Raw genomic sequence first — 15,742 nt, forward strand, 5'->3', positions numbered from 1 at the left:
TGGGGGCATGCGCACCCTCGACGTCCCGGGGCTCGGCCCCGTCAGCCGCATCGGCCTGGGCACCTGGCAGTTCGGCTCCCGCGAGTGGGGGTACGGCGACAGCTACGCCGACGGCGCCGCCCGCGACATCGTGCGCCGGGCCCGTGAGCTCGGCATCACCCTGTTCGACACCGCCGAGATCTACGGCTTCGGGCGCAGCGAGCGGATCCTCGGCGAGGCGCTGGGGGAGGAGCGCGACCGCGTCGTCGTCGCCAGCAAGATCTTCCCGGTCGCGCCGTTCCCCCGTGTCGTCCGGCAGCGCTGGGCCGGCAGCGCCCGCCGCCTGGGCGTGGACCGCATCCCGCTCTACCAGGTGCACCAGCCCAACCCGGTGGTCCCCGACACGGTGACGATGCCGGGCCTGCGCGAGCTGCTGGACGAGGAGCGGATCGGCGCGGTCGGCGTCTCGAACTACTCGCTGGACCGCTGGCGGGCGGCGGACGCCGCGCTCGGCGCCCCGGTGGTCGCGAACCAGGTGCAGTTCTCCCTGGCTCACGCCGGCCCGCTGGAGGACCTGGTGCCCTTCGCCGAGCGCGAGGACCGGCTGGTCATCGCCTACAGCCCGCTCGCGCAGGGGCTGCTCGGCGGGAAGTACTCGGCCGACCACCGGCCCGGGGGCGTGCGCGCGGTCAACCCCCTGTTCGGCACGGAGAACCTACGCCGGGTCGCGCCGTTGCTCGACGTCCTCCGCCAGGTGTGCGACGCCCACGACGCGACGCCGGCGCAGGTGGCGCTGGCGTGGCTGGTCGCGCAGCCGCGGGTCGTGGTGATCCCCGGTGCCTCCAGCGTCGAGCAGCTGGAGTCCAACGCGGCGGCCGACGAGCTGGAGCTGGCCGGCGACGAGGTGGCGGCGCTGACCGCGGCCGCGCGCGCGTTCACGCCGGTGTCGGGGGTGCGGACCCTCGTGGACGGGCTCCGGGAGCGGTTCGGGCGCTGAGCGTCAGGCGCCGCGGTGGCGCCGCCGGCCGGGCACCGGGGCGGGACCGTCGGCGGGCAGCAGGCCGGCGCGCACGGCGCGGTGCCGGGCGTACCAGGCCAGCCCGACGACGGCGGCGCCGACGCCCATGGCGGCACCGGTGACCACCGGCGCGGGCGGCACGGAGAACCGGGCGCGCATGCTCACCGGCCGCTCGAAGCGCAGGACCGGCCAGCCGTGCTGGAGCGCTGCCTTGCGCAGCCCGCGGTCGGGGTTGACCGCCGTGGGGTGGCCGACCACGGAGAGCATCGGGAGGTCGGTGATCGAGTCGCTGTAGGCGTAGCAGTCGGCCAGGTCGTAGCCGCCCTCGGCGGCCAGCCGGCGGATCGCCTCGGCCTTGTTCTCGCCGTAGGCGTAGAACTCGATCTCGCCGGTGTAGCGCCCCTCCTCGGTGACCATCCGGGTGGCGACGACGCGGTCGACGCCGAGCATCTCGCCGATCGGCTCGACCATCTCCGCCCCGCTGCTGGAGACGATGACGATCTCCCGGCCGGCGGCGCGGTGCTCCTCGATCAGGTCGGCGGCCTCGGCGTAGACCAGCGGGTCGACGATCTCGTGGAGCGTCTCGCGGACGATCTCGTGCACCGTGCCGGCGTCCCAGCCGGTCACCATCGCGGTGAGCTGGGCGCGGAGGCGCTCCATCTGCTGGGCGTCGGCGCCGGCGAGGGAGAAGACCAACTGCGCGTACGCCGTCTTGAGCACCGCGCGGCGGTTGATCAGCCCGCCGTGGAAGAAGGGGCGGCCGAAGGCGAGCGTGCTGGACTTGGCGATGACCGTCTTGTCGAGGTCGAAGAACGCCGCGGAGCGGGACACGTCAGTCACGGTAGCTGGATCGGCAGGTAGCGCACCGGTGTGGACGGTGTCCACACCCGATGGGGTCATCCACAGTTCCGCTCGCGTTCTGGTGCCGTACGCCGGCCGTCCGATGGGCTCGCCCGGTGCCCGTCCCGACGCCGTCCCGGCCGCCCCGTCCCCTCGTGATCAGCAGCGACGAGGAGCTGCTCGACGAGCTGCTCCGGCTGATCGCGGCCGCCGGCGCCGAGGCCGAGCTCGCCACCGGTGGTCCCGCCCTGCGGCGCGCCCACCGGGAGGCGCCGCTGGTGCTGGTCGGCGCCGAGGCGCTGGGCGCCGGGGCGCTGCGGGCGCTGCCCCGCCGGCCGGGCGTGGTCGTCGTCGCCACCGCCGAGCTGCCCGCGGCCGGGTGGGCGGCGGCCGTCGAGGCCGGGGCGGAACGGGTCGCGGTGCTCCCTGCCGACGAGGGGTGGCTGCTCTCCCGCTGCGCCGCCGCCGTCCGGGCGCCGGCCGAGCGGGGGCGCCTGGTCGCGGTGGGCGGGGCCTGCGGTGGCGCGGGCGCCAGCACGGTGGCCGCCGCGGTCGCCCTCGCCGCCCCCGGGGGAGCGGTGCTGGTCGACGCCGACGCCTGGGGCGGCGGGCTCGACCTGCTGCTGGGGGCGGAGCTCGCCGAGGGGCTGCGCTGGCCCGAGCTCTCCGGCCTCCGCGGCGAGGTGGCGGGGGACGCGCTGCTGGCCGCGCTGCCCGGTCTGGGTGGCGTCCACCTCGTCTCGGTGGACCGCCGGGGCGCGGCGCCGATCCCCGATGCCGCGCTGACCGCGGTGGTCGGCGCCGGTCGCGCCACCGGCCGCTCCGTCGTCGTGGACCTGCCCCGCCCCGGGTGCGCCGGCCCGGGGCGCGGGGTGCAGGAGGTGCTGGCCGACGCCGACCTCGCCGTGCTCGTGGTGCCGGCCCGGCTGCGCGCTGCCACGGCCGCCCGGCAGCTGGTCGGGGCCGACGGCTCGCCGTGGTCGGCGGCGCGCCTGGTGGTGCGCACCCAGCCCGGCGGGCTGGCCCCCGGCGACGTCGCCGAGGTGGTGGGCCGGCCGGTGGTGGCCGAGCTGCCGCACGACCGGGGCGCGGTCGCGCGGGCCGAGCGGGGCCAGCCGCCGGGCGCCCAGCCCCGGTCGCCGGTCGCCGCCGTCGCCCGGCGGGTGCTCGCGGCGCTGTCCGGGGAGGTCGGCCGGTGAGCGAGCCGTCGCTGCTGGACCGGGTGCGGGCGCGGCTGGCCGTCACCGAGGAGGTCCCCTCGCAGGCGGGGGTCGCCGCGCTCGTCCGCGCCGAGTCCGGCGGCCTGCTGGGCGACCGCGACGTCCTGCTGGCGGCGCGCGACGCCGTCGACGAGCTGGCCGGGGCCGGGCCGCTGGAGCCGCTGCTGCGGCTGCCCGGGGTCACCGACGTCCTGGTCAACGGGCCCGGCGAGGTGTGGCTGGACCGCGGGGCCGGCCTGGAACGGGCCACCGGTGTCCGCTTCGCCGACGACGACGCGGTGCGCCGCCTGGCGGTGCGGCTGGCCGCGTCGGCCGGCCGCCGACTCGACGACGCCTCGCCGTGGGTCGACGTCGGCCTTCCCGGGGGCACCCGGCTGCACGCGGTCCTCCCGCCGGTGTCCGCCGGCGGCACCTGCCTGTCCCTGCGGGTGCTGCGCCGGTGCGCGCAGGCGCTGGCCGACCTGGAGGCGCGCGGAGCGCTGCCCGGCGAGAGCGCGGCGCTGGTGCGCGCGGTGGTGGCGCGGCGGGCGGCGTTCCTCGTCACCGGCGGGACCGGCTCGGGCAAGACCACCCTGCTCTCGGCGCTGCTGGGCGAGGTCGACCCGGCCGAGCGGCTGGTGCTCTGCGAGGACGCCGCCGAGCTGACCCCACCGCACCCGCACGTCGTGCGGCTGCTCACCCGGCCGCCGAACGTCGAGGGCGCGGGCGCGGTCGGCCTGCGGGACCTCGTGCGGCAGGCGCTGCGGATGCGGCCGGACCGGCTCGTCGTGGGGGAGGTGCGCGGGCCCGAGGTCGTCGACCTGCTGGCCGCGCTGAACACCGGTCACGACGGCGGCTGCGGCACCCTGCACGCCAACCGGGCCACCGAGGTGCCGGCGCGCCTGGAGGCCCTCGGGGTGGCGGCCGGGCTGGGGCGCGCGGCGGTGCACAGCCAGACCTCGGCGGCCCTCGACGTCGTGGTGCACCTGCGCCGGACGCCCGGTGGCCGGCGGGTGGCCGAGATCGGGCTGCTGCGCCGGGACGGGGAGCACGTCGTGGTCGAGCCGGGGTGGCGGGCCGACGGCGGGGCGTGCCCGGCCGGCGATGCGCTCCGGCGGCTGCTGGCCGGCCCGTGACCGCCGCGCTCCTGGCCGCGGCCGCCGCGGTGCTGCTGTGGCCCGACGGCCGGGCGATCGCCCGGCGCCGGCTGCTCCGGACCACCCGGGCCGCGGGGGCCCGGGGCCTCGGGCGGGTGCCGCTGCCGCTCGCCGCCGCGGTGGCCGCGGGCGGCGCGGGCGCGGCTCTCGGCACCCCGCTGGTGGCGGTGCTCGCCGCCGGCTGCGCCGCGCTCGCGGCGGCTGCCCGGCTGACCGGCCGGAGGGCGGCCGAGGACCTCGCGCGCCAGGCCGTGCTCGCCGACGCGCTGGCCGCCGTGGCGGCGGAGCTGCGCGCGGGCCGTGCGCTGGCGGAGGCGGTGCGCACGGCGGCGGCCGACTGCCCCGACCCCCGCTGCGCCGCGGGGCTGCTGCGCGCGGCCCGCGCTCCCGGGCCCGACGCCGCTGCAGGCGGCGACGGAGTGGGCGCGGCCCTGGCCCGGACGTCGGCCGCCATCGCGCTCAGCGCCCGCACCGGCTGCTCGCTCGCCGCGGTGGTCGCCGCGGTCGAGGACGACCTGCGGGCCCGGCTGCGCCGCCGCCGCGAGCTGCTGGTGGCCACCGCCGGCCCCCGCGCCAGCGCCAGGCTGCTGGCCGGCCTGCCCCTGCTCGGCCTGGCGATGGGCAGCGGGGTCGGGGCCGATCCGTGGCACGTGCTCACCCGGACCGGTGCCGGGCAGGGGCTGCTGGTGGCCGGGGTGCTGCTCGAGGTGGCCGGCATCGCCTGGACCGGCCGCCTGGTGCACCGGATCGCGCGGTGAGCGCCGCCCTGCCGGTGCTGCTGCTGGCCGCGGCGCTGGTGGTGTGGGCGCCCGGCGCGGCCGTGGCCGGCCGGCGGGTGCGCCGGCTGACCGCGCCCGGCCCCCCGGTCGCCGGCGCCCGGGACGCCCCGCCCGGGGCCCGTCGCTGGCTGCTCGCCGGGGCGGCGGGGGTGGCCGCGGGCCTGCTGCTCGACGGCGCCGTGGGCGCCTGCGCGGCGGTGGTGGTGACCGGCGCGGGGGAGCGGCTGCTGCGTGCGGCATCCCCCGACCGCGACGCCGAGGAGCGGGCGGCGCTCCTGCGGGAGCTACCGGTCGCCTGCGAGCTGCTCGCGGCCTGCCTGGGCGCGGGGCTACCCCTCTCCGGAGCGCTCGCCGCCGTCGCGGGGACGGTGCCCGAACCGCTCGGCCGCCGGCTGCACGGCGTCGCGGGGATGCAGCGCATGGGGGCCGAGCCGCGCCGGGCCTGGGCCGGGCAGCCGGCCGAGCTCGACGGCCTGGCCCGCGTGCTGGTGCGGGCGGGGGAGTCCGGCACCGCCGCGGTGCCGGCGCTGCACGCGCTCGCCGAGGAGACCCGGTCCGCGGCGCGCACGGAGGCGCAAGCGGCCGTGCAGCGGGCCGGGGTGTGGGTGCTCGCCCCGCTCGGGCTCTGCTTCCTCCCCGCCTTCGTCTGCCTGGGCGTGGTCCCGCTGGTCCTCGGCATCGCCGGCGACGTCTTCGGCTGACCGTCCACACCCACCGGCGCCGTCCACAGATCGCCCGCGGACCTGGGACCCGTCCCGCCCCGGACGGAGGCTTCGGGCACCGCCCCGCCGGGGCCCGACCGAGAGGACCGCCATGACCGTCGACCAGCCCGCCGACCAGCCCCTTCCCGACCCCGAGCCCGTCGCCGTTCCCGTTCCCGAGCCCGGGCGACGGCCCGGCCGTCTGGCCCGCCTGCGGAGCCGGGCGGAGGCCGGGATGAGCACCGCCGAGTACGCCGTCGGCACCGTGGCCGCGTGTGCCTTCGCCGCGGTCCTCTACCGGGTCGTCTCCGGCGACAGCGTCGTCGCCGGCCTCACCGAGCTGGTCGACGCCGCGCTGGCCACCCTCTCCTGAGCGTGGACCACCCAGCGGCCCGGCGGGCGGAGACCGGGATGGTCACGGCCGAGACCGCGGTCGTGCTGCCGGTCCTGCTGCTGGTGCTGGCCGGTGCCGTCGCCGCGGTCACCGTGGTCGGCGCCCAGCTGCGGTGCGTGGACGCCGCCCGGGAGGGCGCCCGGGCGGCGGCGCGGGGGGAGGACGCCGCGGTCGTCGCCGAGTGGGCGGGCCGGGCCGCGCCGCCCGGCGCCCGCACCGCGATCGCCGCCGGTGGCGACGAGCTCCGGGTCACGGTGGCGGCGGAGATCCGGCCCCTGGGGCCGCTGCCCTGGCGGGTCACCGTCACGGCGGAGGCCGTCGCGCGGCTGGAGCCGGCCGCAGGGTCCCCCGGATGAGCGGTGAACGGGGATCGGCCACCGCGTGGGTGCTCGTGCTCTCCGCCGTCCTGGTCGCGGTCACCACCGGGACGGTGCTGGTCGGCCTGGCCACGGTGGCCCGCCACCGGGCGGCGACGGCGGCCGACCTCGCCGCGCTGGCCGCGGCCGGGCAGGCGGTGTCCGGGGACCCGTCCCCGTGCACCGTGGCCGCCGAGGTCGCCCGAGCCAACGGCGCCGTGCTGATCACCTGCCGCGTCGAGCCGGGATCGGTCGTGGCGGTCGAGGTCGGCGTCGCCCTCCGGCTGGGCCGGCTCGGCGTGCACGACGCCGTCGGCCGGGCACGCGCCGGCCCGGTCGCCGCCGGGTCAGAAGACGCCGGGTCAGAAGACGCCGGGTCAGAAGACGAGGTCCTCCTCGGCCGGTCCGGGAACGCCGACGGCCGGCGCGGCGGCGGCCGGCCCGGCGTCGTCCTCGTCGTGGTCGGGGTCGTCCGCCCCCCGCTCGTCCGCGGCGGCCAGCTCGTCGAGCACGACGTCGAGCACCCGGACCGCGCCGGCCTTGTCGAGGGGGTCGTTGCCGTTGCCGCACTTGGGCGACTGCACGCACGAGGGGCAGCCGGCCTCGCACTCGCAGCTGGCGACGGTCGCCCGCGTGGCCTGCAACCACCGGCGCAGCGCCGCGTACCCGCGCTCGCTGAAGCCCGCGCCGCCGGGGTGCCCGTCGTAGACGAACACGGCCGCGGTGCCGGTGTCGGGGTGGACCGCCGTCGACAGCCCGCCGAGGTCCCACCGGTCGCACGTCGCCAGCAGCGGGAGGATGCCGATCGCCGCGTGCTCGGCGGCGTGCAGCGAGCCGGGCAGGGCCGCGTCGTCGACCTCGGCCCGCTCCACGGCGCGGTCCTCGAGGGTCAGCCACACCGCCTTGGTGCGCAGCTGGCGCGGCGGCAGGTCCAGCGGGAACTCCGCCAGCACCTCCCCGCTGCCCAGCCGGCGCCGCTGGTAGGCCACCACCTGGTTGGTCACGTCCACCACGCCGGTGTGCGCCGTGACCGTGCCCAGCCGCCGGGTCTGCTCGACCGAGACGATGGACAGGTCGGTCACGTCGCGCGCGACGGTGGTCCAGTCGGGGCTCTCGGGGTGCACGACCGCGCAGGCGTCCTCCACGTCGAACTCGTCGACGACGAAGGTGTCGCCGCGGTGCACGTAGAGCGCGCCCTCGTGCACCGTCGAGTGCGCGGCTCCGCCGTCCACGGTGCCCAGCAGCCGCCCGGTGCCCGCCTCGATGATCGCCACCGGCTCGTCGCCGCTGCCGCGGATGTCGACGTCGGGGCGGCCGCGCCCGGCCCAGTACCAGCCGGCCGGGCGCCGGCGCAGCTGGCCGGCGGCCACGAGCTCCTCCAGTTGCGCCTCGGCCACCGGACCGCCGAAGTCGGCGAGGTCCGCGGGCACCAGGGGGAGCTCGGCCGCGGCGCAGCACAGCTGCGGGCCGAGCACGTAGGGGTTGGCCGGGTCGGTGACGGTGGCCTCGACGGGACGGCCGAACACCGCCCGCGGGTGGTGGGCCAGGTAGTGGTCCAGCGGGTCGTCACGGGCGACGAAGACCACCAGCGACTCGCGCTGCGCCCGCCCGGCGCGGCCCGCCTGCTGCCACAGCGAGGCCAGCGTGCCGGGGTAGCCGGCGAGCACCACGGCGTCCAGCCCGGCGATGTCGATGCCGAGCTCGAGGGCGTTGGTGGTCGCCACGCCCAGCAGGGTCCCGGCCGAGAGCGCCCGCTCCAGCTCCCGGCGCTCCTCGGGCAGGTAGCCGCCGCGGTAGGAGTCGACCCGGCCCACCAGGTCGGCGCGGCCGCGGTCGTGCAGCAGCCGGCGGGCCTGCTCGGCCACCGACTCGGCGCTGCGGCGGGAGCGGACGAACGCCAGTGTGCGCGCGCCGCGCTCGACCAGGTCGGCGAGCAGCCCGGCGGCGTCGGCGGCGGCCGAGCGGCGCAGCGGCGCCCCGTGCTCGCCCGTCCGCTCCGTCAGCGGCGGCTCCCACAGCGCGAAGGTGGCGCCCGGGCGCGGGGAGCCGTCGTCGGTGACGGCGAGGACCTCCTCGCCGACCAGCCGGGTGGCCGCGGCGGCCGGGTCGGCGACGGTGGCCGACGCGAGCACGAACACCGGCTCGGCGCCGTAGCGCCGGCAGATCCGCCGCAGCCGGCGCAGCACGTGGCCGACGTGCGAGCCGAAGACGCCGCGGTAGGCGTGGCACTCGTCGATGACCACGTAGGCGACCCGCCGCAGCGTGCTCGACCAGCGCTGGTGGGCCGGCAGTATCCCGCGGTGCAGCATGTCGGGGTTGGTGACGATCCAGCGCGAGTGCCGCCGGACCCAGTCCCGCTCCTCCGCCGGGGTGTCGCCGTCGTAGGCGGCCGGCCGCACCGACGGGTCGGCGAGCGCCGCCACCGAGGCGAGCTGGTCCCTGGCGAGGGCCTTGGTGGGCGCCAGGTAGAGCACGCAGGCGCGCGGGTCCTCGGCCAGCCTGGTCAGGGCCGGCAGCTGGTAGGCAAGCGACTTCCCCGACGCGGTCCCGGTAGCGACGACGACGTGCCGGCCGTCGCGGGCGGCCTGCGCGGCCGCGACCTGGTGCTGCCAGGGGGCCTGCACGCCGCGGGCGACGAGCCGGTCGCGGAGACCGGGCTCCACCCACTCCGGCCAGCCGGCGGTGCGGCTCTCGCGCACCGGCAGGTGGTGGACGTGGGTGACCGGCTGCTCGTCCTCGGCCGTCCCGGCCAGCAGGGCCGCCAGCAGCTCCCCGCCGTTGGGTACCGGGCCGCCCGGCCCCCAGCCGCCCCCGGACCGGTCGTCCGTGCCGGGAGGGGGAGCCGACCGGACCGGGTGGAGCGTGGTCACGCGTCCCACTGTCACACCCGCGCGCAACTTGCCGTCGTCCCCGGGGGCCCGTGGACCCCGCGGGACGAGAAGGGGGTCGCAGAAAGTGTGATCTGCCTTACACTTCGCCGCGTTCCTGCTCCGGCGGTCCCGTCGGGGCGTCGCACGCCGACCTGCGCCCCGACCGGGAGCACGGTGCCTCCCGGGTGGCCGCCGATGCCTGGAGGATCCATGCCCGAGGGTTCGCTGTCCGGCGGGGAGACCGCGCTCGTCGCCGTCGTCCTCGTCATCTCCCTGGCCGCCCTGGTCTTCGCCGCCTACCTGGTCCGCGCGGTCCTCGCCGCCGACCAGGGCACGGAGAAGATGCAGGAGATCGCGCGGGCGGTGCAGGAGGGAGCGGCGGCGTACCTGCGCCGGCAGTTCCGCACCCTCGCGGTCTTCGCCGTCATCGTCTTCGCGGTGCTGCTGGTCCTCCCGGTGGCCGAGGGCGGTCTGGGCACGCGGCTGGGCCGGGCGGTGTTCTTCCTCGTCGGCGCGCTGTTCTCGGCGCTGGTGGGCTTCATCGGGATGACGCTGGCCACCCGCGGCAACGTGCGGATGGCCGCGGCGGCGCAGGGTGGCGGCTACCGCCCGGCCTTCCGCATCGCGTACCGCACCGGCGGTGTGTGCGGGATGATCACCATCGGGCTGGGCCTCTTCGGTGCGGCGCTGGTGCTCCTGCTCTTCGACGACACCGCGCCGGTGGTCCTGGAGGGCTTCGGCTTCGGCGGTGCGCTGCTCGCGATGTTCATGCGGGTCGGCGGCGGCATCTTCACCAAGGCGGCCGACGTCGGCGCCGACCTGGTCGGCAAGGTGGAGGCCGGCATCCCGGAGGACGATCCGCGCAACGCCGCGACCATCGCCGACAACGTGGGGGACAACGTCGGCGACTGCGCCGGGATGGCCGCCGACCTCTTCGAGTCCTACGCCGTCACGCTCGTCGCCGCGCTGATCCTGGGCCAGGTCTTCTTCGGGTCGATCGGCATGGTCTTCCCGCTGGTCGTCGCCGCCATCGGTGTCATCGCCTCGGTCGTGGGCGTCCTGGCCACCAACCCGGGCAAGAACGACCGCAACGGCCTGGCCCCCATCAACCGCGGCTTCTTCGTCTCCGCCGCGGTGTCGCTGCTGCTGGTCGCCGTCGCCTCCTTCACCCTGCTCCCCGGCACCGGCGGAGGCGCCGACCTGCCGGTCAGCCCGCAGGTGCTCGGCTTCGTCGCCGTGCTCGTCGGCGTCGTCCTGGCCGCGGCCATCCAGCAGCTCACGGGCTACTTCACCGAGACCAGCCGCAAGCCCGTCCAGGACGTCGGCCGCAGCTCGCTGACCGGGCCGGCCACCGTGATCCTGTCCGGTATCTCGCTCGGGCTGGAGTCGGCGGTGTACGCGGCCCTGCTCATCGGCGGCGCGGTCTACGGCGCCTTCCTGATCGGGGGAGGGGCGGCGCTCTACGCCGTCGCGCTCGCCGGCTGCGGGCTGCTCACCACGGCCGGCGTCATCGTCTCGATGGACACCTTCGGTCCGGTGAGCGACAACGCGCAGGGCATCGCCGAGATGTCCGGCGACATCGACGAGGAGGGCGCACGCGTCCTCACCGACCTCGACGCCATCGGGAACACCACCAAGGCGATCACCAAGGGGATCGCGATCGCCACCGCCGTCCTCGCGGCCACGGCGCTCTTCGGGTCCTACAACGCCCAGGTCGCCGTCGCCCTCGACGAGGCCGGCGCCACGCTCGGCGACGCCTTCAGCCTGGTGAACCCGAACAACGTCGTCGGCGCGGTGCTGGGCGCCGCGGTGGTGTTCTTCTTCTCCGGGCTGGCCATCAGCGCGGTGTCCCGGGCGGCCGGGCGGGTGGTGTTCGAGGTGCGCGAGCAGTTCCGCACCCATCCCGGGATCATGACCTTCACCGAGCGCCCCGACTACGGCGCCGTGGTCGACATCTGCACGAAGGACTCGCTGCGCGAGCTGGCCACCCCGGGCCTGCTGGCCGTGCTCGCCCCGGTGGCCGTGGGCTTCGGCCTGGGGATCGGGCCGCTGGCCGCCTACCTCGTCGGCGCGATCGCGGCCGGCACCCTCATGGCGGTGTTCCTCTCCAACTCCGGCGGCGCCTGGGACAACGCCAAGAAGATGGTGGAGGACGGCAGCTACGGCGGGAAGGGCAGCGAGGCCCACGCCGCCACCGTCATCGGCGACACCGTCGGCGACCCGTTCAAGGACACCGCCGGCCCCGCGATCAACCCGCTGATCAAGGTGATGAACCTGGTGGCGCTGCTCATCGCGCCCGCGGTGGTCGCCCTGTCGGTGGGCGAGGACGCCAACACCCCGGTGCGGGTCGCGATCGCGCTCGGCGCCGTGGCGGTGGTCGTGGCCGCGGTCGTCGTCTCCAAGCGCCGCTCGATCGTCGTCGGTGGGTCAGCGGCGAGCCCGACCGGCTCCGAGCTGACCACCAGCGCTCCGTGAGCGGCGCCTGACCCCTTGGCGGTACGCCGTCTTCCACCTGCGGGAACACCGCCGCACCATCCACGTTGGTCGGGGTGGCGGCACGCCCACGGACAGGTCGCGCCCGGCGCACCGGCGCCGGCGTGGCCTACCGTGGCCCGCCGAGGGGCGTCCGCGGTGACGCCCGCCCGGTCCCGGACCCCCGGGGCCGGCGTACCGGGTCGCCCGGCCCGGACCAGGCGCGCCGCATCCGCACCACCTCAGCACCACCGACAGGAGTCCCGTGCCCACGAAGACCACGCAGCCCGGCACCGAGAACGAGCCCACGACGGACGACGCCGCCAAGGCGCCCACCCGCCGGGGCTCGGCCGCGCCCGGCGGCCGGCCGCTGGTCATCGTCGAGTCGCCGACCAAGGCCAACAAGATCGCCGGCTACCTGGGCAGCGGCTACGTCGTCGAGGCCAGCGTCGGGCACATCCGCGACCTCCCGCGCAACGCCGCCGACGTGCCGGCCGAGCACAAGGGCGCGGCCTGGGCCCGGCTCGGCGTCGACGTGGACAACTCCTTCGAGCCGCTCTACGTGGTCAGCCCCGACCGCAAGCAGCAGGTGACCCGGCTCAAGCAGCTGGTCAAGAACGCCAGCGAGATCTACCTGGCCACAGATGAGGACCGCGAGGGCGAGGCCATCGCCTGGCACCTGATCGACACCCTCAAGCCGCGCGTCCCGGTGCGCCGGATGGTCTTCCACGAGATCACCCCCGAGGCGATCGCCCGCGCCGTGGCCAACCCGCGCGACCTGGACACGCACCTGGTCGACGCCCAGGAGACCCGCCGCATCCTCGACCGGCTCTACGGCTACGAGGTCAGCCCGGTCCTCTGGAAGAAGGTGCTGCCCAAGCTGTCGGCCGGGCGCGTCCAGTCCGTGGCCACCCGCATCGTCGTCGAGCGCGAGCGGGAGCGGATGGCGTTCACCTCGGCGGACTACTGGTCGCTGGAGGGCACCTTCGCCGTCGCCGGCCAGCGCACCGGCGCCGACGCCGGCGAGCCCACCACCGTCCGCGCGAAGCTGGTCAGCGTCGACGACAGCCGGGTCGCCACCGGCAAGGACTTCGACGCCGCCACCGGGCGGGTCACCGGCGACGTCGTCCACCTCGACGAGGCCGGTGCCCGCGGTCTGGCCGCGCGGCTCGAGGGGCGTCAGGTCAGCGTCAGCCGGGTCGACGAGAAGCCCTACCGCCGTCGCCCGTACGCGCCGTTCACCACCTCGACGCTGCAGATGGAGGCCGGCCGCAAGCTGGGCTGGTCCTCGGCGCAGGTCATGCGGGTCGCGCAGCGGTTGTACGAGAACGGCCACATCACCTACATGCGGACCGACTCGACGAACCTGTCGAACGAGGCGATCAACGCGGCCCGAACCCAGGCCCGCGAGCTGTACGGCGACGCCTACGTCCCGGCCGAGGCGCGGCGCTACGCGAAGAAGTCCAAGGGCGCCCAGGAGGCGCACGAGGCCATCCGCCCCGCCGGTGACAGCTTCCGGACCCCCGGCCAGCTCGCCGCCGGCCTGGCGCGGGACGAGTTCCGGCTCTACGAGCTGATCTGGCAGCGCACCGTCGCCTCCCAGATGGCCGACGCCGTCGGACAGACCGTCAGCGTCCGGCTGGCCGGCCGCAGCACCACCGACGAGGCGGTCGAGTTCACCGCCAGCGGCCGCACGATCACCTTCCCCGGCTTCCTCCGGGCCTACGTCGAGTCCCGCGACGAGGGCGCGGCGAAGGACGGCGACGAGGACCACGGCAGCGACGACGCCGAGCGCCGGCTGCCCCGCCTCGAGCGCGGCCAGCAGCTGGACACCCGGTCGCTGGACGCCAAGGGGCACACCACGCAGCCGCCGTCCCGCTACACCGAGCCCAGCCTGGTCGCCCGGCTGGAGGAGCTGGGGATCGGCCGGCCCTCGACCTTCGCGTCGATCATGCAGACCATCCAGGACCGCGGGTACGTCTGGAAGAAGGGCAACGCCCTCGTCCCGTCGTTCGTCGCCTTCGCCGTGGTGAACCTGCTGGAGCAGTACTTCGCCCAGCTCGTCGACTACGACTTCACCGCGTCGCTGGAGGAGGAGCTCGACGAGATCGCCGGCGGCACCCTCCAGCGGGTCACCTGGCTGACCGAGTTCTACTTCGGCGGTGAGGGCCGGCACGCCGGCGCGATCGCGCAGTCCGGTGGCCTCAAGCACGTCATCGGCCAGCGGCTCGAGGAGATCGATGCCCGCGGCATCAACTCCATCCCGCTGCGCGCCACCGACGAAGCCGGCCGGCCGGTCGTCGTCCGCGTCGGCCGCTACGGCCCGTACCTGCAGGTCGACGGCGAGGAGGGCGCGCGGGTCAGCATCCCCGAGGACCTCGCGCCCGACGAGCTGACCACCGAGAAGGTCCGCGAACTGCTGGCCGCGCCGTCGAGCGACCGGGAGCTGGGCACCGACCCGGAGTCGGGCCACCCGGTGGTGGTGAAGGCCGGCCGCTACGGCCCCTACGTCACCACCGTCGTCCCCGAGGGCAGCAAGGAGTCGCCGCGCACGGCCAGCCTGTTCTCGTCGATGTCCCCGGAGACGGTGACGATCGAGGACGCGCTGAAGCTGCTCACCCTGCCGCGCACCGTGGGGACCGCGCCCGACGGCGAGGAGATCCAGGCGCTCAACGGCCGCTACGGGCCATACCTCAAGAAGGGCACCGACTCCCGCTCGCTGGACGGTGAGGAGAAGCTCTTCACCACCACGCTGGAGGAGGCGCTGGCGATCTTCGCGCAGCCCAAGCAGCGTGGCCGGGCGGCCGCCAAGCCCCCGCTCAAGGAGCTCGGGCCCGACCCGGTCACGCAGGGCCAGGTCACCGTCCGCGAGGGCCGGTTCGGCCCCTACGTGACCGACGGCGAGACCAACGCCAGCCTGCGCAAGGACGACGACGTCGAGTCGATCACCATCGAGCGGGCCGCGGAGCTGCTGGCCGACCGGCGCGCCCGCGGGCCGGCGACCAAGAAGAAGGCCGCCAAGAAGACCACGGCCAAGAAGACGGCGGCCAAGAAGACCACCGCGAAGAAGGCGACCGCCAAGAAGACGACGAAGCAGGCCGCGGACCCGGTCTCGGCCGGCTGATGGAGGACCCCGCCCCCCTCACCCCTCGCGAGCGCGGGGCGAGGCTCCGGACGGGGCCGGAGGACGTCGCCCTGCAGGCCCGGGCGCGTTCCTTCGGGGGAGTCGCGGGGAGCTACGCCGCGCTGCGGCCGACCTACCCGGCCGACGCCGTGGAGTTCCTGGTCGGCCGGCGGCCGCTGGAGGTGCTGGACCTCGGCGCGGGCACGGGCCTGCTCACCGAGGTGGTGCTCGGCCTCGGGCACCGCGCCCGGGCGGTGGACCCTTCCCCGGAGATGCTGGCCGAGCTGCGCAGCCGCCGGCCGGGGATCGAGACGGCGGTGGGCACCGCCGAGGCGATTCCCGTGGAGGACGCCTCGGTCGACGCGGTGGTGGCGGGTCAGGCCGCGCACTGGTTCGACCCGGGCCCGGCCGCCCGCGAGCTGCGCCGGGTGCTGCGCCCCGGCGGAGTGCTCGGGCTGGTCTGGAACACCCGCGACGAGCGCGTTCCCTGGGTCGCCGCGCTCGGTGAGGTCGTCTCCGACGAAGCCCGCGGGCACGAGGCCGACCAGCGCGTCGTGGACCGCTTCGCCGCGGAGCTCGGGGCCGACGTCGAGGTCGTGGAGTCGGCGGTCGTGCAGCGCGTGACCCCCGAGGACGTCGTCGGCGGCGTCGCCACCCGCAGCTACGTCGCTGTCATGGACGACGCTCGGCGTGAGGAGTTCCTCTTCGCCGTCCGGGCGCTGCTGGCCGGGCACCCGGACACGCGCGGCCGCACCGAGCTCGAGCTGCCCTACCGGACCCACGCCTACCGGCTCACCCCGCGCTGAGGTCGCTGCCCGTCGATCTGCGCCGGCGCCCAGGTCCGGGCGCCAAA

General features: G+C 76.6%; 12 protein-coding genes and 1 pseudogene. 11 read left to right on the top strand and 2 right to left on the bottom strand.

What is annotated here, in order from left to right; genetic code table 11:
• Positions 1-7 precede the first annotated feature (7 nt).
• Entirely contained in the window at positions 8-976 is a 969-nt protein-coding gene (locus tag ACI79P_RS19335; RefSeq protein WP_456582687.1) for an aldo/keto reductase, read from the top strand.
• Positions 977-979: 3 nt separating this feature from the next.
• Here the strand turns inward: ACI79P_RS19335 and ACI79P_RS19340 are convergent, their stop codons facing one another.
• Positions 980-1,828 carry an HAD family hydrolase gene (locus tag ACI79P_RS19340; RefSeq protein WP_456582688.1) on the bottom strand — a complete coding sequence of 283 codons (849 nt, stop codon included), beginning with the start codon at positions 1,826-1,828 and terminating at the stop codon, positions 980-982.
• Between the two features lie 164 nt (positions 1,829-1,992).
• Between ACI79P_RS19340 and ssd the strand changes: the two genes are divergently transcribed.
• From ssd to ACI79P_RS19375, 7 genes and pseudogenes are all read left to right on the top strand, one after another.
• The gene (gene ssd / locus ACI79P_RS19345) at positions 1,993-3,036 is read left to right on the top strand and encodes a septum site-determining protein Ssd (protein ID WP_456582689.1); all 1,044 of its coding nucleotides are present in this window, start codon (positions 1,993-1,995) and stop codon (positions 3,034-3,036) included.
• Positions 3,033-4,172 carry a TadA family conjugal transfer-associated ATPase gene (locus tag ACI79P_RS19350; protein WP_456582690.1) on the top strand — a complete coding sequence of 380 codons (1,140 nt, stop codon included), beginning with the start codon at positions 3,033-3,035 and terminating at the stop codon, positions 4,170-4,172. The genes ssd and ACI79P_RS19350 overlap by 4 nt, the downstream gene beginning before the upstream one ends.
• Complete coding sequence (locus tag ACI79P_RS19355) at positions 4,169-4,951, top strand: type II secretion system F family protein (protein ID WP_456582691.1); 783 nt, start codon at positions 4,169-4,171, stop codon at positions 4,949-4,951. The genes ACI79P_RS19350 and ACI79P_RS19355 overlap by 4 nt, the downstream gene beginning before the upstream one ends.
• Entirely contained in the window at positions 4,948-5,673 is a 726-nt protein-coding gene (locus ACI79P_RS19360) for a type II secretion system F family protein (RefSeq protein WP_456582692.1), read from the top strand. Before ACI79P_RS19355 ends, ACI79P_RS19360 begins: the two co-directional genes overlap by 4 nt.
• Before the next feature lie 112 nt (positions 5,674-5,785).
• Positions 5,786-6,046: a DUF4244 domain-containing protein gene (locus ACI79P_RS19365; protein WP_456582693.1), complete on the top strand. Its 261-nt coding sequence runs from the start codon at positions 5,786-5,788 to the stop codon at positions 6,044-6,046.
• A gap of 2 nt (positions 6,047-6,048) precedes the next feature.
• Positions 6,049-6,423, top strand: coding sequence for a TadE family type IV pilus minor pilin (locus ACI79P_RS19370; RefSeq protein WP_456582694.1), 375 nt, complete (start codon positions 6,049-6,051; stop codon positions 6,421-6,423).
• Positions 6,420-6,746: pseudogene (locus ACI79P_RS19375) on the top strand (Rv3654c family TadE-like protein); the annotation flags it as partial. The gene ACI79P_RS19370 and the pseudogene ACI79P_RS19375, both read left to right, overlap by 4 nt.
• Before the next feature lie 54 nt (positions 6,747-6,800).
• Here the strand turns inward: ACI79P_RS19375 and ACI79P_RS19380 are convergent.
• Positions 6,801-9,293: a DEAD/DEAH box helicase gene (locus ACI79P_RS19380; RefSeq protein WP_456582695.1), complete on the bottom strand. Its 2,493-nt coding sequence runs from the start codon at positions 9,291-9,293 to the stop codon at positions 6,801-6,803.
• A 210-nt stretch (positions 9,294-9,503) separates the two neighbouring features.
• Between ACI79P_RS19380 and ACI79P_RS19385 the strand changes: the two genes are divergently transcribed.
• From ACI79P_RS19385 to ACI79P_RS19395, 3 genes are all read left to right on the top strand, one after another.
• Complete coding sequence (locus ACI79P_RS19385; RefSeq protein ID WP_456582717.1) at positions 9,504-11,768, top strand: sodium-translocating pyrophosphatase; 2,265 nt, start codon at positions 9,504-9,506, stop codon at positions 11,766-11,768.
• A 262-nt stretch (positions 11,769-12,030) separates the two neighbouring features.
• Positions 12,031-14,889, top strand: a complete 2,859-nt coding sequence (gene topA, locus ACI79P_RS19390) for a type I DNA topoisomerase (protein WP_456582696.1) — start codon at positions 12,031-12,033, stop codon at positions 14,887-14,889.
• A complete protein-coding gene (locus ACI79P_RS19395) occupies positions 14,889-15,695 on the top strand; it encodes a class I SAM-dependent methyltransferase (RefSeq protein WP_456582697.1) in 807 nt (268 codons plus the stop codon). Before topA ends, ACI79P_RS19395 begins: the two co-directional genes overlap by 1 nt.
• Positions 15,696-15,742 lie beyond the last annotated feature (47 nt).

The organism is Blastococcus sp. SYSU DS0510 (assembly GCF_054050835.1).

What these genes read in the sequence shown, in the direction of transcription:
- ACI79P_RS19385 (WP_456582717.1), top strand. Translation starts at nt 9,504, where the DNA reads ATGCCCGAGGGTTCGCTGTCCGGCGGGGAGACCGCGCTCGTCGCCGTC.
- ACI79P_RS19395 (WP_456582697.1), top strand. Translation starts at nt 14,889, where the DNA reads ATGGAGGACCCCGCCCCCCTCACCCCTCGCGAGCGCGGGGCGAGGCTC.
- ACI79P_RS19335 (WP_456582687.1), top strand. Translation starts at nt 8, where the DNA reads ATGCGCACCCTCGACGTCCCGGGGCTCGGCCCCGTCAGCCGCATCGGC.
- ACI79P_RS19365 (WP_456582693.1), top strand. Translation starts at nt 5,786, where the DNA reads ATGACCGTCGACCAGCCCGCCGACCAGCCCCTTCCCGACCCCGAGCCC.